The 26,954-nt window shown below is 49.4% G+C and carries 22 protein-coding genes; 9 read left to right on the forward strand and 13 right to left on the reverse strand.

Features of this window, described 5'->3' with window-relative positions; all coding sequences use genetic code 11:
- Nucleotides 1-154 precede the first annotated feature (154 nt).
- Both JYB87_RS14730 and JYB87_RS14735 read left to right on the forward strand, forming a co-directional pair.
- Complete coding sequence (locus JYB87_RS14730; RefSeq protein WP_207354219.1) at nt 155-2,143, forward strand: peptidase U32 family protein; 1,989 nt, start codon at nt 155-157, stop codon at nt 2,141-2,143.
- 157 nt (nt 2,144-2,300) lie between these two features.
- Nucleotides 2,301-3,908: a mechanosensitive ion channel family protein gene (locus tag JYB87_RS14735; protein ID WP_207354220.1), complete on the forward strand. Its 1,608-nt coding sequence runs from the start codon at nt 2,301-2,303 to the stop codon at nt 3,906-3,908.
- An 88-nt stretch (nt 3,909-3,996) separates the two neighbouring features.
- On the opposite strand, the gene JYB87_RS14740 is transcribed toward JYB87_RS14735, so the two are convergent.
- From JYB87_RS14740 to glnE, 13 genes are all read right to left on the reverse strand, one after another.
- Complete coding sequence (locus tag JYB87_RS14740; protein ID WP_228729880.1) at nt 3,997-4,698, reverse strand: response regulator; 702 nt, start codon at nt 4,696-4,698, stop codon at nt 3,997-3,999.
- Nucleotides 4,667-6,295, reverse strand: a complete 1,629-nt coding sequence (locus JYB87_RS14745; RefSeq protein ID WP_228729881.1) for an ATP-binding protein — start codon at nt 6,293-6,295, stop codon at nt 4,667-4,669. The genes JYB87_RS14740 and JYB87_RS14745 overlap by 32 nt, the downstream gene beginning before the upstream one ends.
- Before the next feature lie 207 nt (nt 6,296-6,502).
- Entirely contained in the window at nt 6,503-6,868 is a 366-nt protein-coding gene (gene frdD, locus JYB87_RS14750) for a fumarate reductase subunit FrdD (RefSeq protein ID WP_207354221.1), read from the reverse strand.
- 12 nt (nt 6,869-6,880) lie between these two features.
- Nucleotides 6,881-7,264, reverse strand: a complete 384-nt coding sequence (frdC, locus tag JYB87_RS14755) for a fumarate reductase subunit FrdC (protein ID WP_037442673.1) — start codon at nt 7,262-7,264, stop codon at nt 6,881-6,883.
- A 12-nt stretch (nt 7,265-7,276) separates the two neighbouring features.
- Nucleotides 7,277-8,002 (reverse strand): succinate dehydrogenase/fumarate reductase iron-sulfur subunit, encoded by a 726-nt coding sequence (locus JYB87_RS14760; protein WP_037442675.1) that lies wholly within the window; start codon nt 8,000-8,002, stop codon nt 7,277-7,279.
- Nucleotides 8,002-9,777, reverse strand: a complete 1,776-nt coding sequence (frdA, locus tag JYB87_RS14765; RefSeq protein ID WP_207354222.1) for a fumarate reductase (quinol) flavoprotein subunit — start codon at nt 9,775-9,777, stop codon at nt 8,002-8,004. Before frdA ends, JYB87_RS14760 begins: the two co-directional genes overlap by 1 nt.
- Nucleotides 9,778-10,374: 597 nt before the next feature.
- Nucleotides 10,375-12,030 carry a sigma-54-dependent Fis family transcriptional regulator gene (locus JYB87_RS14770; protein WP_207354223.1) on the reverse strand — a complete coding sequence of 552 codons (1,656 nt, stop codon included), beginning with the start codon at nt 12,028-12,030 and terminating at the stop codon, nt 10,375-10,377.
- A 198-nt stretch (nt 12,031-12,228) separates the two neighbouring features.
- Nucleotides 12,229-12,558 (reverse strand): cytochrome c3 family protein, encoded by a 330-nt coding sequence (locus JYB87_RS14775; protein ID WP_207354224.1) that lies wholly within the window; start codon nt 12,556-12,558, stop codon nt 12,229-12,231.
- A 32-nt stretch (nt 12,559-12,590) separates the two neighbouring features.
- Entirely contained in the window at nt 12,591-13,793 is a 1,203-nt protein-coding gene (locus JYB87_RS14780) for a DcaP family trimeric outer membrane transporter (RefSeq protein WP_207354225.1), read from the reverse strand.
- Nucleotides 13,794-13,856: 63 nt separating this feature from the next.
- Nucleotides 13,857-15,386, reverse strand: a complete 1,530-nt coding sequence (locus tag JYB87_RS14785; protein ID WP_207354226.1) for a flavocytochrome c — start codon at nt 15,384-15,386, stop codon at nt 13,857-13,859.
- A 464-nt stretch (nt 15,387-15,850) separates the two neighbouring features.
- Entirely contained in the window at nt 15,851-16,879 is a 1,029-nt protein-coding gene (locus JYB87_RS14790; RefSeq protein ID WP_207354227.1) for an endonuclease/exonuclease/phosphatase family protein, read from the reverse strand.
- Nucleotides 16,880-17,115: 236 nt separating this feature from the next.
- Nucleotides 17,116-17,922 (reverse strand): N-acetyl-ornithine deacetylase, encoded by an 807-nt coding sequence (locus JYB87_RS14795; protein WP_207354228.1) that lies wholly within the window; start codon nt 17,920-17,922, stop codon nt 17,116-17,118.
- Between the two features lie 76 nt (nt 17,923-17,998).
- On the reverse strand, nt 17,999-20,863 hold the full coding sequence (glnE, locus tag JYB87_RS14800; RefSeq protein WP_207354229.1) for a bifunctional [glutamate--ammonia ligase]-adenylyl-L-tyrosine phosphorylase/[glutamate--ammonia-ligase] adenylyltransferase: 2,865 nt from the start codon (nt 20,861-20,863) through the stop codon (nt 17,999-18,001).
- A 227-nt stretch (nt 20,864-21,090) separates the two neighbouring features.
- Here glnE and JYB87_RS14805 point away from each other — a divergent pair, with 227 nt between their 5' ends.
- The 7 genes from JYB87_RS14805 (at nt 21,091) to JYB87_RS14835 (ending at nt 26,888) form a co-directional block, all read left to right on the forward strand.
- Nucleotides 21,091-22,053, forward strand: coding sequence for a hypothetical protein (locus tag JYB87_RS14805; RefSeq protein WP_207354230.1), 963 nt, complete (start codon nt 21,091-21,093; stop codon nt 22,051-22,053).
- A gap of 24 nt (nt 22,054-22,077) precedes the next feature.
- The gene (locus JYB87_RS14810; protein WP_207354231.1) at nt 22,078-22,977 is read left to right on the forward strand and encodes a DUF350 domain-containing protein; all 900 of its coding nucleotides are present in this window, start codon (nt 22,078-22,080) and stop codon (nt 22,975-22,977) included.
- A gap of 4 nt (nt 22,978-22,981) precedes the next feature.
- Nucleotides 22,982-24,700, forward strand: coding sequence for a polyamine aminopropyltransferase (locus tag JYB87_RS14815; RefSeq protein WP_207354232.1), 1,719 nt, complete (start codon nt 22,982-22,984; stop codon nt 24,698-24,700).
- Nucleotides 24,701-24,778: 78 nt separating this feature from the next.
- A complete protein-coding gene (locus JYB87_RS14820; protein ID WP_207354233.1) occupies nt 24,779-25,192 on the forward strand; it encodes a YjfI family protein in 414 nt (137 codons plus the stop codon).
- 11 nt (nt 25,193-25,203) lie between these two features.
- Complete coding sequence (locus JYB87_RS14825; RefSeq protein WP_207354234.1) at nt 25,204-25,896, forward strand: PspA/IM30 family protein; 693 nt, start codon at nt 25,204-25,206, stop codon at nt 25,894-25,896.
- Nucleotides 25,897-25,898: 2 nt separating this feature from the next.
- Nucleotides 25,899-26,552 (forward strand): hypothetical protein, encoded by a 654-nt coding sequence (locus tag JYB87_RS14830; RefSeq protein ID WP_207354235.1) that lies wholly within the window; start codon nt 25,899-25,901, stop codon nt 26,550-26,552.
- A gap of 6 nt (nt 26,553-26,558) precedes the next feature.
- Nucleotides 26,559-26,888 carry a hypothetical protein gene (locus tag JYB87_RS14835; RefSeq protein WP_207354236.1) on the forward strand — a complete coding sequence of 110 codons (330 nt, stop codon included), beginning with the start codon at nt 26,559-26,561 and terminating at the stop codon, nt 26,886-26,888.
- The last annotated feature ends 66 nt before the right edge of the window (nt 26,889-26,954 follow it).

The raw sequence follows: 26,954 nt of genomic DNA on the forward strand, positions 1-26,954 counted from the left end.
TCTTGCCCGCTGGCAGCAGCTTAATAGATGACCAATAACTGAGCAGTTATCGATTTGGCGGCTCAGCGCTTGGCACGAACGTGTGGTGGATCGCCTTCCTTTCATGCAACACGCGCTAAAATTAGCGGTCGTTTAAGTAGTTTTGGTTTGCCTTGTGACCAGTCAGTTTGAGTTGTTAGCCCCAGGCGGCGATCTTGCCTCCATTCATGCCGCCATTGCCGCTGGTGCCGATGCCATTTATTGCGGTTTGGGCCGCTTTAATGCGCGTAATCGCGCTGAAAATCTTAGCTTGGAGCAGCTCAAAGCTGTGCTGCCGCTGGCACATCAGCACCACTGCAAAATCTTTGTCACCCTCAATATCATGCTACTGGAAAGCGAGCTCAATGCGGTGGTAAAGCTGCTCAACCAACTGATGCGGATAGAGATCGATGGAGTCATCATTCAAGACCTCGGCCTCGCCTACCTGCTGAAACAGTATTACCCCATGCTGGACTTGCATGCGTCCACACAGCTAAATAGCCACAACCGCGGCCAGATCTTGCTGCTGAAACAACTGGGTTGCAGCCGGGTCAATCTTTCACGCGAGCTGAGTATCGACGAGATTAAGCCCTTGGCGCAGTTTGGCTGGCAGCATGATGTGAAAATGGAAGTGTTTGTCCACGGCTCCTACTGCATCGGTTTTTCTGGCTTGTGTTATATGAGTTCGCTGCGCAATGGCGCGTCGGGCAACCGTGGCCGTTGCAGTCAGCCATGTCGCGACACCTACCAAACCACTGCAGTCGGGGTAAAACATCCACTGAATATGAAAGATAACTGCGCCTATTTGGAGCTGCCCAAATTGGTCGATGCAGGAGTCTATTCGCTTAAGGTGGAAGGCCGGATTAAGAAACCGCATTACGTCTATACCGTGGTGCAGCAGTGGCGTAAACAGCTTGATAGCTATGAGCAAACGGGCGAGCTACTGACCGATACCACACCGCTGTACACAGTGTTTAACCGCGATTTTTCTACCGGCTATTTAAACGCAGACATTCAGCGCGGCATGTTTATCGATAATCCGCGCAATCACGCCGCTGAGCACTTTGCTAACTTAGCCGCGGTGAACGATGAAGCAGAAAAGCAACGCATTAAAGTGCGTGTCTATGATGAAAATACCGCGATTATGGCCAAGGTCGATGCCGCAGTAAGCGAACTCTTAGCCGAGCCCGTCACTCCGCCAACCCCACGTAAAATTGCGGATGTGCATCTACATAAACTCATGGATCATCCGTGCGATACTGCGCCGAGTTTGTCGGTGCTGCTGTCCAATAAAGACGATCTGGCGCTGCTGCAAAATCCTGCGCTGGCTAATGTGCATTTTTACTGGCAAGTACCCGCATCGCTGGCGCGAGATTTCGACGCCACGCTCAGCCTGTTGCAGCAATATTCGCAGCTGCGGCCGTGGTTTCCGGCGGTATTGATTGATGACAACTATGATGCCGCCATCAAGTTGCTGGAAATTCTGCGCCCTGAGTTATTGGTCACTAACAACAGTGGTGTGGGCTACGCCGCGCAGCAATTACAGCTGCACTGGCTGGCGGGCCCGCAGCTAAATACCAGTAACTCCTATGCCCTCGCCTGCTTGCAGCAGGAGTTTGCCGCCAGCGGCGCGTTTATCTCCAATGAAATTGCGGGGTTTCAACTGAAACATATTAAGCGCCCGGCCAATTTCCGCTTAGCCTACATGCTGTACCAACCGCTGGCGCTGCTCACTAGCCGCCAGTGCTTGTTCCAACAAACTTTGGGCTGTCGCAAACAGAAAATTAATAAGGGTTGCCTGCCACGCTGCAGCAAAACGACCGACTTGGTCAATGAAAATGGTGAACAGTACCGCATCGCCAAATTAGCCGGACAACACAATGCTATTTACAGCGCCGAGCATTATTTGAATCTGGCGTTATTAGAAGAACATGCGGATATGTTCACTGAACTATTTATCGACTTAAGCGATGTGGAGACCGCCACTCGCTGCACGCTGACCAAAGCGGCATTGATTGCACAGTTTGCCGCGCTGCTAAATCACCAGCAGCGTGAAGTAGCAATTGAGCAACTTAGCCACGCCCTATCGCCCACCACCCAAGGCCAATATCATAGCGGGCTGTAACTAAAGGTGTTTATCATGCGGTGGTTGCGCTACATTATCGGCAACCGCCACCTTTAACGGTTTTCAGTGGTCAATCGAGCCGCCACCCGAACCGCAATCGTGGCAGATTGCCCAAGGCCTTATGCATTATTGGCCTGCAACCGAGAACGGAACTCCCATGTACAAATCACTTCTATTGGCGCTGACGCTCTGTTTTAGCAGCGCACTGTTTGCGGCTGAAGCACCGGCTACAGATACCAGCAGCGCCGAATTAGCCCAACTGCAACGGGCGATGATGCAGAGCATTGCTCAAATCCAAATCAGCAAAGGCGAACTGAAAGCGGTCACTGAATACCGCATCAAGGCGCAGGCACAAGCGCTGCGCAATAAGCTGAAGGAGCAGCTAGATGCCAACACCCTGCCTGCGGAACAACTGTTGCCGCTGGTACAGCAGCAACATCTACGTTTGCAGGAGTTTGTGCATTATCTCGATAAAGAAGTCGCCCATACAGCGGGTGAGCTTGGCGGCGACAATGACCCTGCGTTGATGCTGCAGTTGTCGCGCCGTAGCGTGGAAAAAGCCGAGATCTTTCGGGGACAATTGGAGCTGCTGAACTGGGAAGATAAGCTCAATGCCAACACAGAATCACCACGCCAAACCTTGCAACAGCAGATCCAGCAGCAAGCCAATGAACTGCAAAGTTTAGTGGCCTATAACCAGCAGCAGATAGCCGAACTGGTGGACGATATCAATGGCGCAGGTAAAGATGCCAGCAGCGAGCAACGGGCGCAGCTGAGTATTCTCAAAGAGCGTTTAGGCAACAACAGCACGGCATTGAGTACAGATATCACCCTGCTGGATGCGCTCGGTACCGATACCATTGCGTTAAAGCAGAGCCTATTTTCAGTCTCTGGCGACATCACACAAGACGTGTTTAACGTCAGCTTTATTTCGCAGCTGTTGCAAAACTGGCTCGCTGTAGCAGAAAGCGGCATCGTCGATAACGGCCCGAACCTGATGTTTAAGCTGTTTATCTTCCTGGTGATTTTGTTCTGTGCCCAGTTGCTCGCCAAACTGGCTGAGCGGATAGTGCGTAAAGCGGTAAGCAACTCTAAGCTCAATTTCAGCATGCTGCTGCAAGACTTCTTTACCGGACTTTCGGGCAAGGTGGTGATGACCATCGGCCTGCTGATCGCCCTGTCGCAACTTGGCTTTGAGCTGGGGCCATTGCTGGCTGGTTTCGGTATCGCGGGTGTGATTATCGGTTTTGCGCTGCAAGATACCTTGTCGAACTTCGCCTCGGGGATGATGATTTTGATCTATCGCCCGTACGATGTGGGCGACCTGATAAACGCTGCTGGGGTGACTGGACGCGTGAGCCATATGAGCTTAGTGTCTACCACTATTAAGACCTTGGATAACCAACGTTTAATCGTGCCGAATAATAAGATTTGGGGCGATACCATCAACAACATTACCGCCGAGCATCATCGCCGAGTGGATATGACCTTTGGCATTGGTTATAGCGACGATATTGAAAAGGCTGAGCGCGTGCTGCAAGAGATTGTCAGCAACCATCCGAAAGTGCTGCAAGACCCAGAACCAAGGGTAAAACTGCATCTGCTCAACGACTCATCGGTCGACTTTATCGTACGCCCGTGGGTGGCACCCGATGATTATTGGGATGTGTATTGGGATATTACTCGCGCAGTGAAAATGCGCTTTGATGAAGAGAACATCACTATTCCGTTCCCGCAGCGCGATGTGCATTTGCATCGCAAATAAGTATTTGTTTTAGAATATAAAAAATCCCTCGCGATTGACGAGGGATTTTTATTAATCAGCGCAAATGACGCTTTACTTAAACAAGTGCTTAGTCGAGTAAGCTGATATCGGTCAACTGGTACAAACGACGCGGACGACCACCGGTCTTGTAGTTCAACACCATTTTGACCACGCCTTCTGCCTCCAGATATTCCAGATAACGGCGTACGGTGATGCGGCTGACGTTCATGCGTTCGCTCATATCATCCACCGAGAAATCGGTCAGCTGTTCCTCTTTGAGGATCATCTTCAGCGATTCCAGCGTAGTGGCATCAATCCCTTTTGGCGTTTTACGCACTGGGGCATTGGTGCTGCGCTTGCCTAAAATCAGGTCAATCGCGCCTTGGTCTACCGTGTCGTGGCAGGCCAGTTTTTGACGATACAGTTTGTAGTCATCCAACGCTTGGCGCACCCGCGACATGCGTACGGGTTTCACCAAATAATCGCTGATCCCCAGCTGCACCGCATGTTCTACGGTGTTCGCATCACGCTCGGCGGTGGTCATAATGAAATAACAGTTCGCCCCATCGCGACGCAGTTTTTGAATAACGTCTAGGCCACTTCCATCTGGCAGGGTGATGTCCACAAACACCAACTGTGGTTTATACAGTTCAAACTGCATCAATGCGTCAGCATAAGTTTCGCTGACCGCGACCACTTCGAAGTCGGTGTGCTGGTTAATGGTTGATTCAAGAGCGTAGCTCGCTCTCGGATCATCCTCAATAATCATGGTAGTGACTTTCTTCTTCATAGCGCTTGATTTCGCCTTTATCAAGGTAGATGGAGAACAGGGTAGTATTGTCCTCGGTGCGTTCCCAGTCGATACTGCCGTTCAACTGACTCACCAGTTCATTGACCAGATACAAACCGACCCCAGTTTGTTCCTGTTCGTCTTTACTGCTGACACCAAATTCAAGAATGTTGTCGGCGATTTCCGGAGCAATGCCGGCGCCGCTGTCCTGTACTTCAAGGATAACATGCTGGCTGCGGTCGCTCACATAGATCTGCACCATAGGCGCAGCGTTATGCTTGTTGTTACACGCAGCAAGAATGCCGTTATCAATAAGGTTAGCTAAAATTGTGGCCAATTTTTCAGAAACTGGCTTGCTGTAGTCTTTGAGAATATTGTCTTCATCGAGCAGGTACTTGACCCCCAACTCGGCGGCCTTGTTGTATTTGGCCAGCAGCAGCGAGGCCACAGTACTGTTCTGAATTGAACGGACGATGTTGCCAATGATCCGTTGATGGCCTTTACTCTCACGGTCGATAAACTCAATCGCATCATCGTAATGCTGCAGCTGCAACATACCGCTCAACACATTGAGTTTATTGGAATATTCATGGGTTTTACTGCGCAGTAATTCGGCGTAATTTTTGTAATAAATCAGCTCTTTTTTCAGCTCATTCAGTTCCATATCCGACAGGAAAATAATCACAAAGCCGTGATGTTCCTGCCCACTTTGCAGCGGGTAGATACACACTCGATAATCGAGTTTGCCGAGCTTAATGGTGCCGGTAAATTCATGGCCAGTACCCGCTTTTACGATCTGACTCAGCGAGTTAGAAAAACGCGACAGCGGCTGATTGAGGAAATCCTTCTTGCCCATGCTGCCCATTGCCATGATTTTAGTGGCAATGTCGTTTATGGCGGTGATATTCAGCGTGTTATCGACCGACAGAATCGGGTCACGAATCGCATTAAAGATGCGGTCATGTTCAATCAACATGTTGACCACAAGCTCAGGCTCAAGGTCTTTCATGGTGCGATTCAGCTTCGACATCAAGGTCACAATCAGCATGATCGCCATCAGCAGCACCATAATCACCACGATTAACAGGTTGGAGTGCTGCTTAATAAACAAGTGCGCCACTTCTTCGTTAAGAATGCCGACACACACCGCGCCAACCACTTTGCCATCGACAATCACTGGCGCAAAACTGCGGATCGCTTTACCGAGCGAACCAACGGCGTAGTTGCTGTGCTTAACGCCACTTTCTAAGACGGGAATTAAGTCTTCACCGACAAATTTTTGCCCCACTTTATCGGGGTCTGGGTGACTTAAACGAATGGCGTACTGGTTCACCACCACAATAAAGGTGACTTCGGTATTGGCGCGTAAGCTTTCGATATAAGGACGGATATTGACGCCGGAATGCTGATTGGCTTCTTGCACGGCGTTAATGACGACGGGGTCAAGTGCCACAATGCTGGCCATTTCCAAACTACGTTGTTTCAGGCTGTCGTCGTGGGTGGTTTTAAGCAGGTGGAACACAGTGAAGGACATAAGCGTCAGCATCCATGCGGTTGCTAACAAAATACTGGTGATGAAGTGCCGCTTTAATTTCATTGGTCGTTTTTTATTAAACGACAGCATATCTGAAATTTTCGCTAGAACAGCTGAATTAATCATCAATGTATGAGCCTTACACCCTTAAATTTTTGAGCGCCAAGCATAGCATAGGCATGAATTAACTATAGCTAACGTAACTAAATAGGGGCGTTTTTTGGCCTGCTCACTCACAAGCAGATAGCCGCCAAACACCCCATCAGGGACTTAGAATAGGTCAAGCACCCATATTGCGGCTAATACAGTCACCACAAAGGCAACGAAATAGCACAGGTACTTACCGACAGCGCCGACGTGGAATTTCAGGTCATGCAGACCGTGGTGTACACGGTGCATGGCGTGCCACATTGGCAGTGACAGTGACAACACTGTGAAGATCGCGCCAATTGGGCTATCCACAAAGGCCAGCAACTTGTCGTAGTTCAGGTCAACCAGACCTAAACCGTGCAATGGCAGCAACAGGCCCATCAGCAATACAGTGATTGGGGTAACGATAGCGAACCACACACCACCGGCACCAAACAGGCTCCACCAGATAGGCTCATCAGAACGTTTTGGAGAATAGTTAAGCATGATGAACTCCTATTAAACCAGCAACATAACAGCGGTAGAAAACGCCAGAACCACAGCCCATTGCACCGCCACAACGATGCCTTTAGACACAGGCTTTGCCCCAACTTTGATTGGCATAACTTGCGGCATCATGCTGAAGAAGGTCTTCGCGTGATACAGCGCGCCAGCCAGCGCCAGCAGGTTTACCACCAGCACGATTGGGCTGGCAGAGAAAGCTACCCAGCTTTCCCATGCCGCTTTGCCATCGGTCAGTGAGTACAAACCCACCAACAGGTTCAAAGTGAACAAAATCAATGGAATGATGGTCAACTCACGCACCATGTAGAAACTGAAACGGCTTGTCTCAGCCCACCAAGTGCGGTGAATCGGACGGACATAAGGTTTACGGTTTTGCATCTTATGTGTCTCCTAAGGTTTCAACATGGCAATCAGGAAGTCTTTGGTAGATTCCACTTTGCTTTGGTTAACAGCGGCGGCTGGGTCAACGTGTTTTGGACAAACTTCTGAGCAATAACCTACAAAGGTACAACCCCAAGCGCCGTTATCACCGTTGATAAGCTTCATACGCTCTTTCTTACCATGGTCACGGTTATCCAAGTTGTAACGGTGTGCCAAGGTCAGTGCTGCTGGGCCGATGAACTCTGGGTTCAAACCAAACTGAGGACACGCTGCGTAACACAGGCCGCAGTTGATACAACCAGCGAACTGCTTGTATTTCGCCATCTGCGCTGGGGTTTGCAGGTTAGTGCCGTCTTCAGGCTTACGATCGTTACCTATGATGTAAGGCTTGATCGCTTCCAAACGTTCTAAGAATGGGGTTTTATCAACCACCAAGTCTTTTTCGATAGCGAAGTTATCCAGCGGCTCCAGTGTCATACCTTCTGGGTAATCACGCAGGAAGGTTTTACAAGCCAGCTTAGGTACTTTGTTTACCATCACACCGCAAGAACCACAGATCGCCATGCGGCAAGACCAACGGTAAGACAATGATTTGTCTAAGTTATCTTTGATATACGCCAATGCATCTTGTACCGAGGTAGTGTCATTGGCTGGCACTTTGAACGCTTCTAAATACGGCTCGTCATCTTTGGCTGGGTCGTAACGAAGGACGTTAACAGTTTGCAACTTATCCATTACGCGTTCTCCTGTTGTTTGGCAGCATCACCGTAGAGACGTGCTTTAGGTTGAGATTTAGTGATTTTCACATCGCCATATTTGATGGCTGGTGCGCAGTCGCCTTGGTAAATCGCCAGCGAGTGCTTCAGGTAATCTTTGTCGTTACGCTCGGTGCAACCTTCGTCCAGACGTTGGTGTGCGCCGCGAGACTCTTTACGGTTTATGGCAGAGTGCGCCATCGCTTCTGCCACATCCAAACCAAATCCCAGTTCAATCGCGTACAGCAAGTCAGTGTTGAACACTTTGCTCTTGTCTGTTATTTCGATGTTTTTGTAACGGGCACGCAGTTCAGCCAGTTTATCTACGGTCGCTTGCATGCCAGCTTCGTCACGGTAGATACCACAGCCTTCTTCCATGCTCATGCACATTTCAGTGCGGATGGTAGACCAGTTTTCGGTGCCTTTTTGCGCCAGCAGTGCGTCAATACGGGCTTCAACGGCTTGGGTTTGCTCTTCAAATGCCGCGCCGTTCCAACCTTTAAACTCAGCGGCACGTTGCACTGCGGTTTCACCCGCTAGGCGGCCAAATACCACCAGCTCAGCCAGTGAGTTAGAACCCAGACGGTTAGCACCGTGCAGACCAACAGATGAACATTCACCGACCGCGAACAGACCTTTAATACAGGTTTCAGTGTTTTGGTCAGTTTCCAGACCGCCCATGGTGTAGTGCGCAGTTGGACGAATCGGGATTGGCTCTTTTACTGGGTCAACGTTGACGTACGCTTTGGCCAATTCACAAATGAATGGCAGACGTTCGTGCAGATAGTCAGCACCCAGATGACGCAAGTCCAAGTGCACCACATCACCCAGTGGATGTTTGATGGTGTTGCCTTTGCGTTGCTCGTGCCAGAAGGCTTGTGAAACTTTGTCACGAGGACCGAGTTCCATATATTTGTTTTGTGGCTGGCCAACTGGCGTTTCAGGGCCGAGGCCATAGTCTTGCAGGTAACGGTAACCGTTTTTGTTGACCATGATACCGCCTTCACCGCGGCAGCCTTCAGTCATCAAAATACCTGTGCCAGGCAGACCTGTTGGGTGATATTGCACAAATTCCATATCACGCAGTGGTACACCGTGACGATAAGCGATCGCCATGCCGTCACCGGTTACGATGCCGCCGTTGGTGTTGAAGTGATATACTCGACCCGCACCGCCGGTGGCCAGAATCACTGATTTGGCTTTGAAGCACACCAGCTCGCCTTCAGCCATAGAAACTGCGATAGCACCTTGTACTTCGCCTTCAACTACGACCAAGTCCAGCAGGAAGTATTCATCGTAACGCACAATGCTTTGATACTTCATTGAGGTTTGGAACAGGGTGTGCAGCATATGGAAGCCGGTTTTGTCGGCCGCGAACCAAGTACGTTCGATTTTCATACCGCCGAAACGGCGCACGTTCACTTCGCCGTTTTCTTTGCGGCTCCATGGACAACCCCACAGCTCCATTTGGATCATTTCGCGAGTGGAGTTTTTAACGAAGTATTCAACTACGTCCTGCTCACACAACCAGTCACCGCCGGCTACTGTGTCGTTGAAGTGGTTGTCGAGGCTGTCCTCTTCTTTAACCACTGCCGCGGAGCCACCTTCGGCTGCAACAGTGTGAGAACGCATTGGGTAAACTTTGGAAATCAGTGCGATGTTCAGTGTTGGGTTCGCTTCGGCGGCAGCAATCGCTGCACGTAATCCGGCACCACCCGCGCCAATGACCGCTATATCTGTGGTTATCGTTTTCACAATCAACCCTCCAGCAGGATGTAAAATTCGGTGTTCCAGCGAGCCTTGTGGCTCGTATTCCTAATTGCTCACGAGTGATTCAGGTGGAGTTCATTTTTTTGCCTGAACACTCTCAGAATCCGGTTGAAAACCCCGTTAACAAACCTCATAGTCGTTTGAGGTGTTGCATTTGTGTCTGTGTCCGCATGCACAAATGCTGGGGTATTTCTTAGGTGAGTTAGCAGGCTATTTAAGCGAGTGCTACTCCCCTCCTTCAGCTTTCGAGGCGAGTATAACAACAGCGTAAAAATGGAAAGTTGGGGCGGGTTACATTGAAACTAAGTCGTACTTTTGTAACTTATAAGCGCTTTAATAATATTAATTTAATTGTTTTAAATCAGAATATTACAAAAAATTTCTAACAGTTTTGATAAACAAAAGCCTTAACCTTAGCGTATCGCACACGGTGGCGATTCATGCCGCCAAATTTGAGTTGTGATCTAGCTCTCATCCACTCGACTTACAAAATGCAGCGGGTTATCCAGCTTGTTCAAAAATACAAAAAGCGACCTTTCGGTCGCTTTGAAATGTCAGTAATGATGCAGGGCAATGCTCACTTTAATGGTCGTGACCATGTTCCTCATCACTTTGGCCATACTCTTTTAACTTGCGGTACAAGGTGGCCACACTCATGCCCAAGCGATCCGCGACAAGGCTCTTATTGTTGTTGAGCTTTTCCACCACACTCAGGATGTAGTCGCGTTCCACATCATGCAGCGCGCGAATACCATCAGCAGCAGTCGACGTCGCGGTTACTTCGCGGATTTCCCGCGGCAAATCATCCGGCTGGATCTGCGCCTCAGTGCCCAACACAGTGGCGCGTTCAATGGCATTCACTAGCTCTCGCACATTGCCCGGCCAATGATAGTTCAGCAGCAGATCGGCGGCGCGATGGTTAAAGCCGGTAAAGCTCTTACCCAATAGTTCATTAAAGCGATTTAGAAAGAAGCGACACAGCGGCAAAATATCTTCGCGGCGATCGCGCAGTGGCGGAACCACCAGCTCGATCACTTTCAAGCGATAGTAGAGATCTTGGCGGAATTCACCATCCTCTACGGCCTTTTCTAAGTTCTTGTTGGTGGCGGAAATGACCCGAATATCCACTTTTACTGTGGTATTGTCGCCCACTTTACGCAGCTCGCGCTCCTGCAGTACCCGCAACAGTTTGACTTGCATCGACGGCGACAGCTCGCCCACTTCATCTAAAAACAGGGTGCCACCATCAGCGCTTTCAATCAGCCCGGTTTTGGTGGAGTCAGCACCGGTAAACGCGCCTTTGCTGTGGCCGAACAGTTCATTTTCCAACAGAGTTTCGGTCAAGGCACCACAGTTAATGGCAATAAAGGGTTTATCACTGCGCGGTGATTGGTCGTGGATATATCGCACCAACTTCTCTTTACCCACACCACTTTCGCCGGTAACCAACACCGACGTAGGCACTTTGGCAACGTTTTCAGCCATATCCAGCAGACGCCGCATGGCATAGCTGGTTGACACTGGATAGCCTTCATCATCAGTGCTGGCGCGTAGGCTATCCTTGATTTTGGCTTGCAAACTATGCGGCAAACATTCATCCCAGCGCAGAATATTGCCTAATTGCGCGGCCACCGATTCGTTGCTGATGTTGTCGTAGAACGGCAACAAGGGTTTGATCTCATCATCCCATTCTTCAACGTAGTTGCCCCACAGATGGCAGAAACGATCACCTCTGGCTTGGCATTCACCTTCCATAAAATAGACGGTGCGCCCTTCAACATTGGACACATAACCGCTCGCAAAGCCGATATGTTCCCAACACACAACCTCGTCACTTTCCCCATGAAAACGCAGGTGCTGCTCCGCTTCGTAGAGCCCAACAAAATAGCTTTCTACCAATGGCTTTTGTTCGATACCGTCTCGACGTTGGCTACTCAGCACCTCGCCATAACCGTACATCGAACAAAGTAACGGCCCGAGTTTGCCTTTTTTGGCTTCAGCCCATGCTTCCGGCATTTGCCGTTTGATACGTTCGGCCAGCAACCAACCTTTAGCAAAGCCAGTGCGGATCACAATCGATTTGGTGATTTCAGGCCCCAGCGTTTGGCAAAGTTCCATGCGCTGCAGTCCGTGGGAAAGTAGATCGGTGAGATAAATTCGCTGCCCAAGAAAACTCATGGCACCACCGCGTGGCTTAAAGGACAGCAACTCTCTTAAGTCCAGCTCAGATGTATGCACCTCATATTCCTTACAACCACTTTTGTTATTGGTTAGCTTAACAAAAGTGCGCTTTCCTAGCTGTGATAGCTTTCAACTAAAAACACCGCAGGCGGCGAAATTGCTGCCTACGGTGTCGAAATAAAAGAATATTCTCGACAAAAACACTGGGGGAATTGTCGAGAATATTAAGCCCACATTGATGGACGCAATCAGGCTCTAGGGAACTTTGAAGTCGAACTCATGACAGTTGTTACAATAGTTCTCTGATTGCTCATGTTCATGGTGGCAATTCTCACATTCAAGCTGTGGCCCGTAATGTGGCGAATCATGCTTATCCGGTGCGCCATGATAATCCGTTTTCTTCTCTGGGGTTTGATGGCAAGTGAGACACTGGTCCATCTCCACATAATCAAACGGTTTGGTGGTATGGCAACTGTCACATTTCAACCCAGCTTCCTTATGGTGGGGTTTCATTGTGTTAGCCATTCCGTTAGCACACAGAAGCACCATGGCGACACCGAATAAACTACTGGTCAATTTCGTCATAATGTCCGACCTCCAAGACTGTTTAACTCAAATTAGAAATCGTATTTAACGTAAGCTTGGTAACGAGTCATTTGACCTTCACGGCCATCTTGAATAGTCAGTCTGCCGTTAGTGATACCTACTGCGTATTGCAGATCTTTGGTCATGTTGTAATAGATGTAGCTGTGCAGACCCAGAGTGTGCTTGGTAGCGCCGCCACCTAAAGTACCGTCTTTGTAGTCTTCGTCGTCTTGACGAGCATAACCAGCACCTACAGTGACCAGCAGTTTGTCAGTGGCTTTGAATTGCACGCCACCGTTAATGCTTTCATATTTGAATGTTGCTACGTCACCGTCAGCATCCAAACCAGCACCAGTGTTGAAGCCTAAGCCTGCGTAACGACCGATACCATCACCATACATAGCGTTCATAACTACTTTATGACCAGCACCGAAATTCATGCTTGCACCAGCTGCCAGACCGTAACCGAAAGCTGATTGGCCATCGATTTCGAAACGACGCAGTACTGCGCGAGGAGAGAAGGTGAAGGTTTTGTTGGCGTAGAAGTATTTCACGATCATGTCAGGTACTTTGTCCTGAGTGTCTGCACCGCAGTTCGCGTATACAGTAGGACCAGCTGCGCACAGACCGATAGTTGGGTTTTCCAAGCTCACAGAGATGTTGTGTCCTGGACGGAAATCGTGTTGGTATTTAACTTGAGCTTGACGAACGAATGGTGAGCCTGGGTCAGCAGAGAAGTCCATAGTTGGCATGCTGCTGGCGAAGTCCATGAAGTTAGTCCATGTTTGACCCGCTAAGTAAGTATCGCTACCGTCTTTCAACTGCACGAACGCGTGACGGATACGGAAACCGTGGCTGTTAGACCAAGTTGGGCCGTCTGAGTTGATGTCAGCAAAGAAGTCGCCTTCGATTTTGCTGGTCAGAGTACCGTATTCGGTTTCTTTAGAAGTGGTTACAAACAAACGGCTTTCACGCGCAGTGAAGTCCAAGTCATCTGAGTCAGCATAACGAGTGCCATCTACTGGGATTGAGTAGTGGCAGAACAGGTCACCGTTGTATGGTGCAGTGTGGATACCGCTAGTATCGTAGTTCATCATCATCTTAACATAGCCACCAACGGTAACTTTGGTGCCGTCAACTTCAAAGTCGAACGCATTAGCGTTAGCAGCAGCAAACATCATTGGCAGTGCACAGCAAGCAGCAAGCGCAGTTAATTTTGTGTTTAGAGTTTTCATATATCATTCCCCCAGTAACGAATTCGGATAACCCAACCCCATGTTGGGCTATCCCGTTGGTTGTTAGGCTTTAGCAGCCATTTGGCCGGCAATGCGACCGAACACAATGCAGTCAGGAACCGCGACAGTACCTAAGCGACATGCGCCATGAGTACCACCAGCGCTTTCACCAGCTGCGAATAATCCTGGAATTGGTTTGCCAGTTTCGATATCCACTACGCGAGCTTGGGTATCGATTTGCACGCCACCCATGGTGTGGTGTGCTTTAGGCCAGAAGCGCACTGCGTAGTAAGGTGCGACGCTCATTGGCTTTTGACCCATTTGGAAAGGTTTATCGAACTCAGGGTCTTTACCGGCTGTCACGTAGCTGTTGTAGCGGTCAACCTGAGCTTGCATTTTGTCGTATGGAATTTTGTAGAACGCGGCCAGTTCTTTCAGAGTGTCGAATTTATGTACCACTTCGCGTTCCAGCAGTTTGCCCATCACGTGTTTGGCTGGTTGCATACCCACTTCGTCACAGAAGCAGATACCTGGTTTACCAATCTTGATGATGGCGTCAGCACGCACTTTACGGTCAGCCAGTTCGTTAACGAAACGTTCACCTGTCGCAGGGTCAACCATGATGCCGTGAGTGTAAGAAGCGTAAGCAGCGAAGATAGGTGCCAGACCGAAGCCTTTCTCTTCAGGTGATGCCCATGGGCCTAATTGGATCCAAGACAACTGCACAGGGTTAGCGCCGATACGGATCATCTCTTTCAAACATTCAGCAGTAGCACCAGAGTGGTTGGTGGTTGCCAGCTCTTTGGTCAAACGAGGATCTTGAGTTGAGCGGTATGCAACGTCAGCAGAGAAACCACCGTTGGCCATCACCAAACCTTTGGTTGCTTGGTAGAACTTCACTTTGTCAGAGCTTTCTTTGCCTTCGGTGTAGCGTGGAATCACTTCAAGACCCACTACGCGACCACCATCAACGATCAGGCGTTTTACGTAGACTTTCTTCTCAATCGCCACACCTAACTCTTCGCACTTGGCGATCATCGGTTGCACGATGCCTGAACCAGATTGGTTGTAGGTGGTGTGAGTACGTGGGATAGAGTGACCACCGAATTGAGCGATGGTGTCTTTGAATTGCACGCCGAGGTAATCACGGCACCATTCGTAGGCTTCGTTACTCTTGTCAACCACCATCTCAGCTTGTTGTGGATAGTTCAGACCAAGACCGGCTTTGTACATATCCGCCAGCATCGCTTCTTTGGTATCTTTGATACCGAGTTTTTTCTGCAGGTCGCTGCCCATCGCTGACATACCGCCACCGTTGATGGTGGAGTTACCGCCCAAGACTGGCATTTTTTCTAAAACAACTACGTTTGCGCCTGCGCGTTTTGCTTCAATCGCTGCAGACAGCCCAGCAAAACCACTACCGACCACGATCACATCAAATGTTTTGTCCCAGCTTTTTGGAACAGGTACAGCTTCAGCTGCTTGAGCAGTACTTAAACCGCTTAACGCTAATCCAGAAACAGCTGTTGCTGCACCAGTAAATTTGAGAAAATTACGTCTTTCTAAATCAGTAGTATTTTTTAAGTTGCTCATATTCGCCCCACTTAATCTTATTGCGTTTAATCAGTAATTTTTAATTTAATCTCAACTTTAAAATTGAGTTTTTATCTATGCATTCTCAATATGGCAGTATCTGTGCCAACTTTAAAAATATCCTAACTTACTGATTAAACTAGATTTAAGAAAAACATAATTTAATATTGAATTTAAATATGAGAATATTTTTATCGAATTTAATACATATGACAAATGACTTTTAGTGAGTCAGCTCAAAAATATAAAAACACTAAAGTAATTAAAGTAAACGAGATGACAAACATCACAATTGCTTATATTTTTAGCCTTATTTAACGCATAAAAAGATATTTGTAACGGCAGGCAAACTTTTTTAAAAAAGTGATATTGGCTCACAAATATTTATATTTGTGTGAAGTTAAAAAAGCCGTAGATCACATATTTTAAAAAGTTAATACATTGAATAAATATTAATTAGTGAATTACCTTAATTTAATATTCACCAAAACGGGAGCGTGATCACTCGCGTAATCATCGTGGGGATGTTGGGGGCTAATCAGGTGTTGATTGAAGATTTGGTATTGGCTTACAGAGCCGAGACTATGTTGCTGTTGGCAATCAAATTCTTGGCTTAGCAAAATGTGGTCAACGATGAAACCGAGCGCACCGTGGTAATGACTTACCCGCCGCTGATGCTCAGGCGCACAGGCTTGAGCAATGGCTTGCGCATCTTGCAGCTGAAAGTGGCGTAAGTGCCGTAGCCGCTCCCGTTCGGTTAACGCCAGCAAGCCGGTGGCGTGCAGATCGCCACGGTACAGCTGATGTGGAGCAGTCAGCAAGCCACGGAGCTCACTGCTATCAATGGTGGCGTTAAAGTCGCCCATCACTACCACCGCATTGCCACTTTGGCCTCTGCGCTCAATAATGGCTTGATAGAGCAACATCGCTTCAGTACCGCGCTTGACCACTGAAGCCCAGCGCCCAAGGGCACTGCCAGCCAGCGCTGCGCCGTAACCATCAAGATTAACGTCTTGATGATCGAGCATAGCGCGTGGCGATTTGAGATGGACGACATAAATATCTGTGGTGCCGAGATCCGGCAAAATCACCGTTGCCCGCAGCATCTCACGGCTTGGGCTGAACTCTTCATTCACACCAAAGCGGGCTGCCAAAGTGAAATCAAGCGGAACATAGGCGGATTCAAGGATAGGAAACTGGCTGGCTAACATCACCACACTTTGATTGGCGACATAGCCCTCAATTGAAGGTTCACCTGCTTTCGCAAAATGAGAAAAGCCATGCGTAGCCAGTTGCGCTTGCAGAGCATCGGGGCTAAATACCTCCTGCATGCCAAGCAATTGCGGCTGTACTACGTTGACCCAATCGGATAACCACTGCTGTTTTAACTGCCACTGTGCTTGAGTGTAGATGCTATCAAACTCATGGTATGCCAGCGGCGGCTCGGCATAGTTAAACAGGTTGAGCGTGGCAATCTTGACCTCAAATGTCATAGCAACGGCTTAAATCAAAAGTTCCTTTACTAGCATCTTAGGTCAGTGTGGGTATTTGTAAAGCCATAGCGAGGGCGACATATTTCGCAAAATAAGGCGGTTAGCACGCTGCCCTAACAAGGCTATGATGCCAATCGATGTGCAAATTGAGCAGCAGACGCAAGCAGACAGGCCTTACTGCGACAGCATTAGCGCAGCAAGGCCAAACAGCAGTAGTCAAAATTGATAGCGAGATATCACTGCGCTTGAATGTAGTCCACGAAACGTTGCATTACCGCACTATTTGCCAAAATACGGCGGTCAAAATTTTGCGTTGCCGGTGTTTCGCTACAGGCGCCGACTTTGGCACCACTGCGCACCAGCCAAGCTTCAAATGAGCTATCAAAGTGATTGAAGATAAACCCATTTTCCACCGGGCAACCGTCAATATCGTCATCCTGAGCAACATCAAAATACTCTGACAAAGCACCCAGTAGCTGCTGGCTGAACTTGCCAGGCTGCTGCCGTGGTTCAAACGAGTAAAGATAGGTGCGGGTTTGCAGTACATCTTCGTGACAGGTCAAAATGCCATCTTTACTGGCAGCTTGGATCAACTGCCCATGCTCCAGCAAGATTTTACCTTCAACGGTTGGCTTAGCGTCATCCACGCCCGCGAGATAACCGCGATTTGGGTTTTCGCCAAAGATATTAAAGCGGTGACCTTTGATAAAGCCAGTGGGATTATTCAGCGGCAACAGGGTTAAATTAACCCGCTCGAACAGCTCGGGTGACACACTAGAAAGAAAATGCAGCATTCCCCATGGACCGGCAGCTTCTTCGCCGTGGAAGCCAGCGCTAATGAGAATAGATGGTAAGCCAGCAGAAGCATTGGGGGATTGCAGCATCATAATCGGCTGCCCTTCAACTTTACCTAATACTCGTTGCTGCAAGTTAAGTCGCTGACACTCCTCGTTTAACAACGCCATAAAGCGTTCAATGTCATTGTTTGCAGTTTCAAAAATATCAGATTGCCAGCTATAACGCTGATAGGGCGAGCGACTCATGAGTAAAATCCTTTCAACTAATTCGCTGCTATCTTAGCAGCTGTTTTTGCGAATTCCTTGCACTTGATGCGGCGCATTATTCACTTTGCTGCTTTTCTGGCCCAAGGATATCGCCATAAATCTCCACCACCTGTGTGGCTTGGCGCGCCACCTCTTCGAGCGGTAAATGGGAAGGTTTCCCCGCTAAGGTCAAATGATGACTTTCATCGCGTAATTGGCAGTAAATTTGGGTCAACGCCTGAGCGCACATCACCGGCAGCAACTCCAAATCGGCGGCAACCTCAAAAATGCGTACGTTATCAGACCAGACACACAACTCGTGATATTGCTGGGCATGTGCCAGCACTAAAAATTGGGCAATGAATTCAATATCAGCAATCCCACCTGGGCTTTGCTTTAGATCGAACATCCCTTTCGGCACTTTAAGCAGATGCTCACGCATCTTCAGCCGCATCTGATGCACTTCGGTGGCCAAGGTCTTGGTATCGCGGCTGCGACTCAGCACTTCGGTGCGAATATCAGCAAAGCGCTCGGCCAGCGCCGCATCACCATGAATAAAGCGTGCTCGCACCAACGCTTGATGTTCCCATGTCCAGGCTTGTTCGCGCTGGTAATCAGCAAAGCTGTCGATGCTACTGACCAGTAAGCCAGAAGCGCCGCTCGGGCGTAAGCGTAAATCCACTTCGTAGAGGATGCCGGACACGGTGCGCGTAGAAAACAGATGCTGAATACGTTGGGCTAACTTGGCATAAAACAGCCCGACTTCAATCTGCTTATCGCCATTTGTCATCCCTTCCGGCGCGTTATGTAAAAACACGAGGTCGAGATCGGAACCATAACCCAACTCGATGCCGCCGAGTTTGCCATAACCCACCACCGCAAATGCCATATCACCGGCTTCTACGCCGTTTGGCGTGCCATAACGTTCGGTCAGTTGCAGCCAAGCGTAATGCACCACTTGCTCAATCAGGGCTTCAGCTAAAAAGGTTAAGTGATCGCTGACCTGCATCACCGGCAGCACACCGGTGACATCGGCGGCGGCAATCTTTAACTGTTGTGACAGCTTGAATTGGCGCATGCCTTCCATCAGCTGTTCCATATCATCAGCGGGGATGCGCAGCAGATATTGGCGCAACTCACTGGCGTAATCATCAAGCGAAGTAGTGTTGTATAACTGTGCCGGATCAATCAGCTCATCAAGCAGCATTGGAAAGCGGGCTAACTCGGAGGCAATCCACGGACTGGCGCTACAGAGGCTAATTAACTGTTGTCGCGCCCCCGGATTTTCATACAGCAACTCTAAATAGGTGGTGCGGGTTAGGATCTGTTCCAGCACGCCGCTGACCGGCACAAAGGCATCAACAGGCGCAGCACACAGACCAATCTCTTCCAACAACTTAGGCATTAATTTGTCGAGCGTTTCACGACCACGCGGCCCAATCGAGCGACGCGCAATCGCATCTTTCCACTGGAACAGTCGCTCCGCCAAGGCATCGTCTTCGACGCCATGCTCTTTGAGCATCAACTTGGCATCATTCAGTTGATGTGCGCACCACAGCTGCACAGTCCAACAGTCGTAAGTGGCATCAGTGTTCTCTTCACCGCCGACGGCATCGCGGAAATGACGGTGGATCTTCTTCATCGCCGCTTCGATTTCAGCGCGCAGCTGCGCTTCATTGGCGGTATCGGTGGCATAACACAATCGGTGCCAGCTCAGACCGTCCGACGGCAAGGTTTGGGTTTGTTTATCGTTGATCGCTTGCAACAAATTCTCGACCCGTCGCAGCAGACTGTAACTTTGGCGCAGTTCGTCAGCAGCAAAGTAATCCATTTGATGCAGTTGATACAGGGCGTCAATTGCTTCGTAGATACTCTGACAGCGCAGCTCTGGCTCACGACCACCGCGGATCAGCTGAAAACTTTGCACCACGAATTCCACTTCGCGAATGCCACCCGCGCCTAACTTGATGTTATCGGTCAACTGGCGACGACGTACTTCCTGGGCAATCAACTGTTTCATCCGCCGCAACGAGTCGATGGCGGAGAAATCGATATAACGGCGATAGATAAACGGACGCAGCAAATCGTGCAGTTGATCTGAGTATCGGTTCCACGGCCCTAACGCACGCGCTTTCACCATGGCGTAACGTTCCCACTCACGCCCCTGCTCTTGATAGTAATCTTCCAACGCGCTGTAACTGACCACCAGCGGGCCACTTTCACCATAAGGGCGTAAACGCATATCAACGCGGAAGACAAAGCCATCTGTCGTGACCTGCCCAAGCAGATTTACCAAGCGCTGCCCCATACGGATAAAGAATTGTTGGTTGTCGAGGGTGCGGCGACCGCCCACAGTTTCACCATGTTCTGGGAAGGTAAAAATCAGATCGATATCGGAGGAGAAATTGAGCTCACGGCCACCGAGTTTGCCCATCCCGAGGATCATCAACGGCTGCGCTTGGCCATGTTTATCACACGGCATCCCCAGCGAGCTGCACATCTCATCATAAAGCCAATCACGGGCGGCAATAATCAGCGATTCGGCCAGTACCGAGAGATCGAGTAACGAATTTTCCAGCGGAGCAAGCCCCATAAAATCGCGCCATGCAAGCCGCACCATCTGCTGATTACGGTATTGGCGCAATTTTGCTTTAGCATCTTCTTCGTCGTGAACATCGCGCATTAGCTCAGCGATATGACGGGCAAAATGCTGCCGTTCAGGCACGTTAAATTCTGTCTCGAAGAAGTCGACAATCCAGTGTGGATGACGCAACAGTTGCTCAGCGACAAAATCGCTCAAACCGAGTACATGGTGTAACTGGGTTAATTGCTGTGCCGTCAAAGACTGCCACTCAGGCCATACTTGCTTGAGATCTGCTAGATATTTGTCAGCCGCTTGGTTGAGCAACTCAGACTGGTATTCGCCCCGCTCTAACGTCATTACCGAATCGCCCTCGCTAAAATTCGTTCGACATATTATGTCAATGTATGCTATAGATCAGCTCACTCTGGGTTTGTATCATGCATCAAAATTTGTTGATATGGTGCAGAGATATAACAGGCAACGCCTTTATCAGTCGAACAGATTACACCAACTCTAGGCCGAGGCATATGGTCGGATGAGAACAGAGTGTTTCGTGCTGATGATTTATAAACAATGGAGATGACATGGCGAGGATTTTTATCCGGATTGTCGGCGTATTACTGCTGCTATCGCTTACAGGATGTGGTGATGACACCGCTGAACGTATCGCGCAGCTGCAACAAGCAGATAATCAACGACTCAGTCGCTTAAGCCAAATGTTGGATAATGGCGAAATCCGCAACGCGATGCTGCTCAAGCATTACACTGAGTTATTAGCCAGCGAACGCAGCGATCTTAAACCGCTGCTCACACAGCTGGGCTTAGACGCCACCGCTGAGGGCCCGATGTTTAAGTCGCTGCAACAACGGCTGAGCGATGCCAGCAACAGCGCCAACTTTCCCGATAAAGCCACTCAACTTGCCGAACTGCAAAATATCTACGAGGCGGCAGATCCCACTCAATATAACGATATGTTGTCCGATCCTCTGAACGTGGTGGCCGATATGTCCAATGGCACCTTAGCGCGGGTAAACGCCATCAGTAACGAAGCCTCAAAGCTGGCAAATGGTGCTGAAAATTACGGCGCGGGTAGCCAATTGGTCGGTAACCCATCGTATGGCCATTGGCGCACTGACAGTAGCGGCATGTCGTTCTGGGAATGGTATGGCATGTACTCGATGTTCAATAACATCTTTAATCGCCCCATTTACTACGACAACTGGTCACGTCACCGCGACTACAGCTATTACAACGATGTTGGCCGCTATCGCTATTCTTCGCCGGAGCAACGCCGGACGCAGGATAGCGTTTATCAACGCACCAAGAAAAGCTTTGATTCTCAGGGGAAGCGCTTTGATAGCCCGTATGCCAAATCAAGAACTGGCTCAAGTGCGCTCTCTCGCCAAAGCACCAGCACCCCAAAACCAACCACCTCGGCAAGTCAATCGAAGAGTAGCAGTAGCACCTTCCGTTCTAACTATGCCAAGGACAGTAGTTTTAGAAACTCCAGTTCCCGCACCACTCGTGGTATTAGCCGCGGTAAATAACTGACAAAGAATTAAGGAACGACAATGACGCTTTTTCAGGACTTCGGTATTACTCAAGAATTGGTGACCATGCTGGCCATTGACCTTGGCATTGCGGTGTTACTGCTGACGGTTATCCGCTACATGCAAGGTTGGAGCGCTAAGGTCAATAGCAGTGACGAACTGGCAGTACGCGATAATTTTGCCTTTGGGATTAGCACTGCCGGTGCGGTTGCGGCGCTGGGGATTGTGCTCACTGGCGCCATTACTGGCGCGGCAGCACATACCTACGCCCAAGAAGCGATCGGCATGGCAGCTTACGGTGTATGTGGTTTAGTGCTGATTAAATTTGGCCGTTTTATTCACGACAAAGTCGCGTTAAATCAAGTGGATAAAACTGCTGCGATTTTAAAAGGCAATATTCCCGTCGCCATTGTGGATGCCGCCGCGGCAATGGCAACCGCGCTGGTGATCCGCGCGGTATTGCTGTGGGCTGAAGATCTAACCGTAAACACTTTTATCGCCATTTTTAGCGCCTTTATTGTGTCGCAGCTGATGTTAGTGGTGTTGACGCGCGCGCTGGAAATCACCTATCGCCGCCGCAATCTCGGCCAAGATCTGCAGCAAGCGCTGCAAGAAGGCAATACCGCGCTGGCGATTCGTCATGCCGGCAGTATGATTGCCATGGGCTTTACCTTTAACGCCGCCAGCCATTTTATGCTGTATGAGCCAACGGCTTACATGACCAATCTGTTTGGCTGGTTTGTGTTTTCCTTGGTGATGTTGTTGGTACTCAGCATTTTGCTGTGGCTGGTGAAAAAACTGGTGCTGGCTCGCATCAACCTGTCGGATGAGATTGAACGCCAACAAAACATCGGCCTTGCTGCGGTTGAGATGGCCATTAGCATCGCAGTCGCGATCATCATGACTGGATTGATGGCATAAGCTGATGTCCACCACTCCCATGCAGGCGCAATCGCGGCGTGGTCCCCATTGGTTTGATGACATGTTGCTGCTTGGCATCATGGGGGTTCTCGCTGCTTGCGGTCTTATCTACGAATATCTGTTATCCCACTACGCCGGACGGGTACTTGGCGCTTTAGAAGCCGCCATCTACACCATGATTGGCTTGATGATTGTATCGATGGGCTTGGGTGCCTTTGCGGCACGGCATATCAAGTCCGCTTTCACTGGCTTTGCCTTGCTTGAACTCACCGTTGCCTTTATTGGCTCGTTAGCGATTTTGGCAACCGCAGCCATTATCGGCTTTGGCCATGAACTGCCGAAAATCGTTGCAGAAACCCTCGGTTTACCACCCGATCAACTGCCCAATGGCGGCTTTATTGGCAGCTTTCAAAAGTTGTCCGTCTATCTGCCGTATGTCTGGGGCGTGTTGTTGGGGTTGATGATTGGCATGGAGATCCCCCTGATTGCGCGGGTTCGTCAAGCATTGTCAGAAGAACACCTGTTGCATAACGCGGGCACCATTTATGGCGCGGATTATATTGGCGCTGGTGTGGGTGCAGCAATTTGGGTTGGCTTTATGTTGGCACTGGATACTCAACTGGCCGCCTCGATCACCGCCGCGTTTAACTTGCTGGCTGGCCTAGTGTTTATTCTTCGTTTTCGCGACCGCATTAGCGCCGCAAACGGGTTGATAGTCGCCCATACGCTCGTTGCTGGCGTGTTACTGATGCTGGCTATTAAAGGGCCATTTTGGGAGCAAAGCTTTAATAATTTGCTTTACCAAGACAAGGTGATTTACGCCAAGGCGACACGCTTTCAGCAAATCAACTTTACCGAACGTTTGATGGGCAACCAGCAAGCGCCAGTGTATTCGCTCTACCTCAATGGTCGCTTACAGTTCTCATCGATTGATGAGCATATCTACCATGCGTATTTAGTCCACCCAACCTTGGCAGCCAGTGCCCGCCAGGACAATATTTTGGTGATTGGCGGTGGTGATGGTTTGGCGCTAAAACAGATTTTTAAATGGCAACCCAAACATGTCACACTGGTCGATTTAGATGCGGAGATGATCAAACTCTTTTCCGAGCCACCTGCGGATATGCCGCAGCGACTGCAACAGGCGCTACTGCAGTTAAATGGCGATGCCTTTCATGAGCCGCGAGTCGAGGTAATGATTGCCGATGCCTTTAACGGAGTTGATAAGCTGCTGGAGCAAGGTAAAAAGTACGACGCCATCATTGTGGATCTGCCCGACCCTTCGCACCCCGATTTGAACAAGCTCTATTCCGACCTGTTCTATCGTAAGCTCGGGCAACTGCTCAGTGGTGATGGCGCGATGACGATTCAATCCACCTCACCTTATCATGCTACTAAAGCCTTTTTATCGGTCGGTAAAACCTTAACGGCGGCAGGTTTTGATACCAAGCAATATCACCATAATGTGCCAAGCTTTGGCGAATGGGGCTGGACCATAGGCACACTGCGCGGCCAAAACGCCCAGCAACGTTTAGCGAGTATGCAACAACTGCCGGTTGAAGATGAATGGCTTACCGCTGGTTTAGTACACGCGGCATTTGAATTTCCGAACCATTTTTATGACAAGTTAGACCAAGTGCAGGTCAACACACTTGGGTCGTTGCAGCTGTATCACTATCACCAACAGGCGTGGAGTGATAATCAAGGCATAGCGACATTTTAAATATCCGAGATAACGCTTGACATAATATGTCTCAGTGCTATCTTAATCCACAGACATAATATGTCAGCGAGGAGCAAAATGAATATTCACACTATTGCCAACCATCTGAACGGAATTGGCGACAACAGCTCTACCGGTTTTCGGTTTGACTGTTACCCCATTGATGGGGACGTGGAAGTATTACAAGTGAACGTGGTTGGCCGTGAAGAGATCCCGATTTTCGTATCGGTCACGGAAAACCAAGTGCTGTGCATTAGCTATCTGTGGGGTGAAGAGGAAGTTAAGCCTGAAACCCGCACTGAAATGTTCGAAACCATGTTGGGGCTGAACATTCCAATGCCACTCTCTTCATTCGCCAAAATTGACGACAAGTATGTGCTATTCGGCGCCTTGTCACTTGAATCCAGCTTGCTGGAAATCGAACAAGAATTGTCAGTGCTTTCAGACAACTGTTTGGAAGTTATCGACGAGTTGGTCGACTATTTGAAATAAGGAGCCACATCATGGGTATTTTAAATAAAATTCTGACCGCATTTCGCGGCGGCGCCACTGAGATCGGCCAAGGAATTGTCGACGCCAACGCCACCCGTATTTTTGAACAAGAGATCCGCGATGCTGAAAAGCATCTCACTAAAGCCAAACGCGACCTAACCGATGTGATGGCAAAAGAGATGCAAGCAGCACGTGAAGTAGAACGTCTGAAGCGTTCTATCGCAGAACATGAAGGTTATGCCACCCAAGCGCTTGAAAAAGGCAATGAGCCACTGGCGTTAGAAGTTGCCCAAAAAATTGCTGAGCTGGAACAGCAACTGGAAGAGCAAACTACGGCGAACCAAAGTTTTAGCGACCATGCCGTTCGTTTGAAAGATCTGGTGAAGAAAACCGAGCGTCAATTGGCTGATTACCAACGCCAACTGTCGATGGTAAAAACCACCGAAAGCGTGCAGAAAGCAACCGCTTCAATCACTGACTCATTTGCGTCTAGCAACTCTAAGCTGCTGAATGCAAAAGATTCACTGGAGCGTATTAAAGCACGTCAGCAACAATTTGATGACCGCCTGAAAGCAGCTGAAACGCTGGAAGATGAAAACAGCGATAAGTCACTCAAGGCCAAGTTGGCTGAAGCTGGTATCGGCGAACAGAAAAACAGCGCCAACGACGTACTGGAACGTTTGAAAGCTAAGAAAGGAGCCTAAGGATGGGCTTCTTTGGCAAGCTGTTTGGCAGCGATGAGAAGCAACCGGCACGGACGCTAAACCATCCATCGCAGCTTAACGTCGGCGATATGATCTCCCTCGACGACAGTTTTGCCCTGCCTCCGCAGTTGCGGGGGCAGCAGTTACGCGTTGAGGCGGTCAATACTTATGAATTTGAGCGCCAACACTCTCCTGAATGGGTGCTGAAAGGCAAACTTGGTGATACTCTGTTTATGGGACTCGATGAGGACGATGAAGTCTGGTTGAGTTTCTCTATTAAACTGCCCCGTGCGGATGTTGAAGCACTGTTCGATATGGATGCCTTTGCCGAGATTTTTGATGAACCAGGCAAAGCCCAATTGGCACCGCTGCCCATCACATCAGCAACCGCTGACTTTGAACAGTGGCTCGGCCAGCAGTACTATCAAACAGGTTTCGCCCAGTTCGGATACTTCCATAGAAAAGACTATCGCAATGGTAAACCGTCTCAATATATGGAAAATGATCCGGGTGAACCTTTTGAATCCTATGAGTTATTGGATAGCCAAGAAGCTCACGCCATCGAGATTGAAGTGTACGAAGGCGGCGACACAGATGTGATGCTGACCCTCTACCGTCCGTTGAGTGATATTCGCGAGTATTGGCCCGGAGAGTAAAGTTCAATGAGTAAAGACCACCCGTTACCGGAAAAATGGCTGCAGAACCAAAAGGCCGCCAAAGCCACTCAAGTCGCCTTCGACTTGGATGAAAATTTCCAGTACTCCATTCGCAAAGCCGCATTGGATACGGGGGTTAGCCCATCAGATCAAATCCGCATGATTTTGGGGCTGAGCGTCGCACGCCGCCCCAAACGTCCGCGTCTAACCGTGTCGCTGAGCGCTGAAGACTATGTGCAATTAGCGGAAAAATACGGTCTCCCCGTCGAAGCCCAGCTCGACATCAAAAAGCGGGTGTTAGAAGACCTCGTCAACTACGTGAAAGAACAAGACTGATTTTGCCGTTTACAGGCGAATGGATTCTTTTTAACCTGTCACTATGGTGACAAAAAGCCCAACCAC

It is taken from the genome of Shewanella avicenniae (assembly GCF_017354945.1).
Classification (GTDB): Bacteria; Pseudomonadota; Gammaproteobacteria; order Enterobacterales; family Shewanellaceae; genus Shewanella; species Shewanella avicenniae.

Bases quoted from the DNA above. Each gene is read 5' to 3' on its own strand.
- JYB87_RS14735 (WP_207354220.1), top strand. From the start codon at position 2,301: ATGTACAAATCACTTCTATTGGCGCTGACGCTCTGTTTTAGCAGCGCA.
- JYB87_RS14740 (WP_228729880.1), bottom strand. From the start codon at position 4,698: ATGAAGAAGAAAGTCACTACCATGATTATTGAGGATGATCCGAGAGCG.
- JYB87_RS14745 (WP_228729881.1), bottom strand. From the start codon at position 6,295: ATGAAATTAAAGCGGCACTTCATCACCAGTATTTTGTTAGCAACCGCA.
- frdD (WP_207354221.1), bottom strand. From the start codon at position 6,868: ATGCTTAACTATTCTCCAAAACGTTCTGATGAGCCTATCTGGTGGAGC.
- frdC (WP_037442673.1), bottom strand. From the start codon at position 7,264: ATGCAAAACCGTAAACCTTATGTCCGTCCGATTCACCGCACTTGGTGG.
- JYB87_RS14760 (WP_037442675.1), bottom strand. From the start codon at position 8,002: ATGGATAAGTTGCAAACTGTTAACGTCCTTCGTTACGACCCAGCCAAA.
- JYB87_RS14775 (WP_207354224.1), bottom strand. From the start codon at position 12,558: ATGACGAAATTGACCAGTAGTTTATTCGGTGTCGCCATGGTGCTTCTG.
- JYB87_RS14780 (WP_207354225.1), bottom strand. From the start codon at position 13,793: ATGAAAACTCTAAACACAAAATTAACTGCGCTTGCTGCTTGCTGTGCA.
- JYB87_RS14785 (WP_207354226.1), bottom strand. From the start codon at position 15,386: ATGAGCAACTTAAAAAATACTACTGATTTAGAAAGACGTAATTTTCTC.
- JYB87_RS14790 (WP_207354227.1), bottom strand. From the start codon at position 16,879: ATGACATTTGAGGTCAAGATTGCCACGCTCAACCTGTTTAACTATGCC.
- JYB87_RS14795 (WP_207354228.1), bottom strand. From the start codon at position 17,922: ATGAGTCGCTCGCCCTATCAGCGTTATAGCTGGCAATCTGATATTTTT.
- glnE (WP_207354229.1), bottom strand. From the start codon at position 20,863: ATGACGTTAGAGCGGGGCGAATACCAGTCTGAGTTGCTCAACCAAGCG.
- JYB87_RS14805 (WP_207354230.1), top strand. From the start codon at position 21,091: ATGGCGAGGATTTTTATCCGGATTGTCGGCGTATTACTGCTGCTATCG.
- JYB87_RS14810 (WP_207354231.1), top strand. From the start codon at position 22,078: ATGACGCTTTTTCAGGACTTCGGTATTACTCAAGAATTGGTGACCATG.
- JYB87_RS14815 (WP_207354232.1), top strand. From the start codon at position 22,982: ATGTCCACCACTCCCATGCAGGCGCAATCGCGGCGTGGTCCCCATTGG.
- JYB87_RS14820 (WP_207354233.1), top strand. From the start codon at position 24,779: ATGAATATTCACACTATTGCCAACCATCTGAACGGAATTGGCGACAAC.
- JYB87_RS14825 (WP_207354234.1), top strand. From the start codon at position 25,204: ATGGGTATTTTAAATAAAATTCTGACCGCATTTCGCGGCGGCGCCACT.
- JYB87_RS14830 (WP_207354235.1), top strand. From the start codon at position 25,899: ATGGGCTTCTTTGGCAAGCTGTTTGGCAGCGATGAGAAGCAACCGGCA.
- JYB87_RS14835 (WP_207354236.1), top strand. From the start codon at position 26,559: ATGAGTAAAGACCACCCGTTACCGGAAAAATGGCTGCAGAACCAAAAG.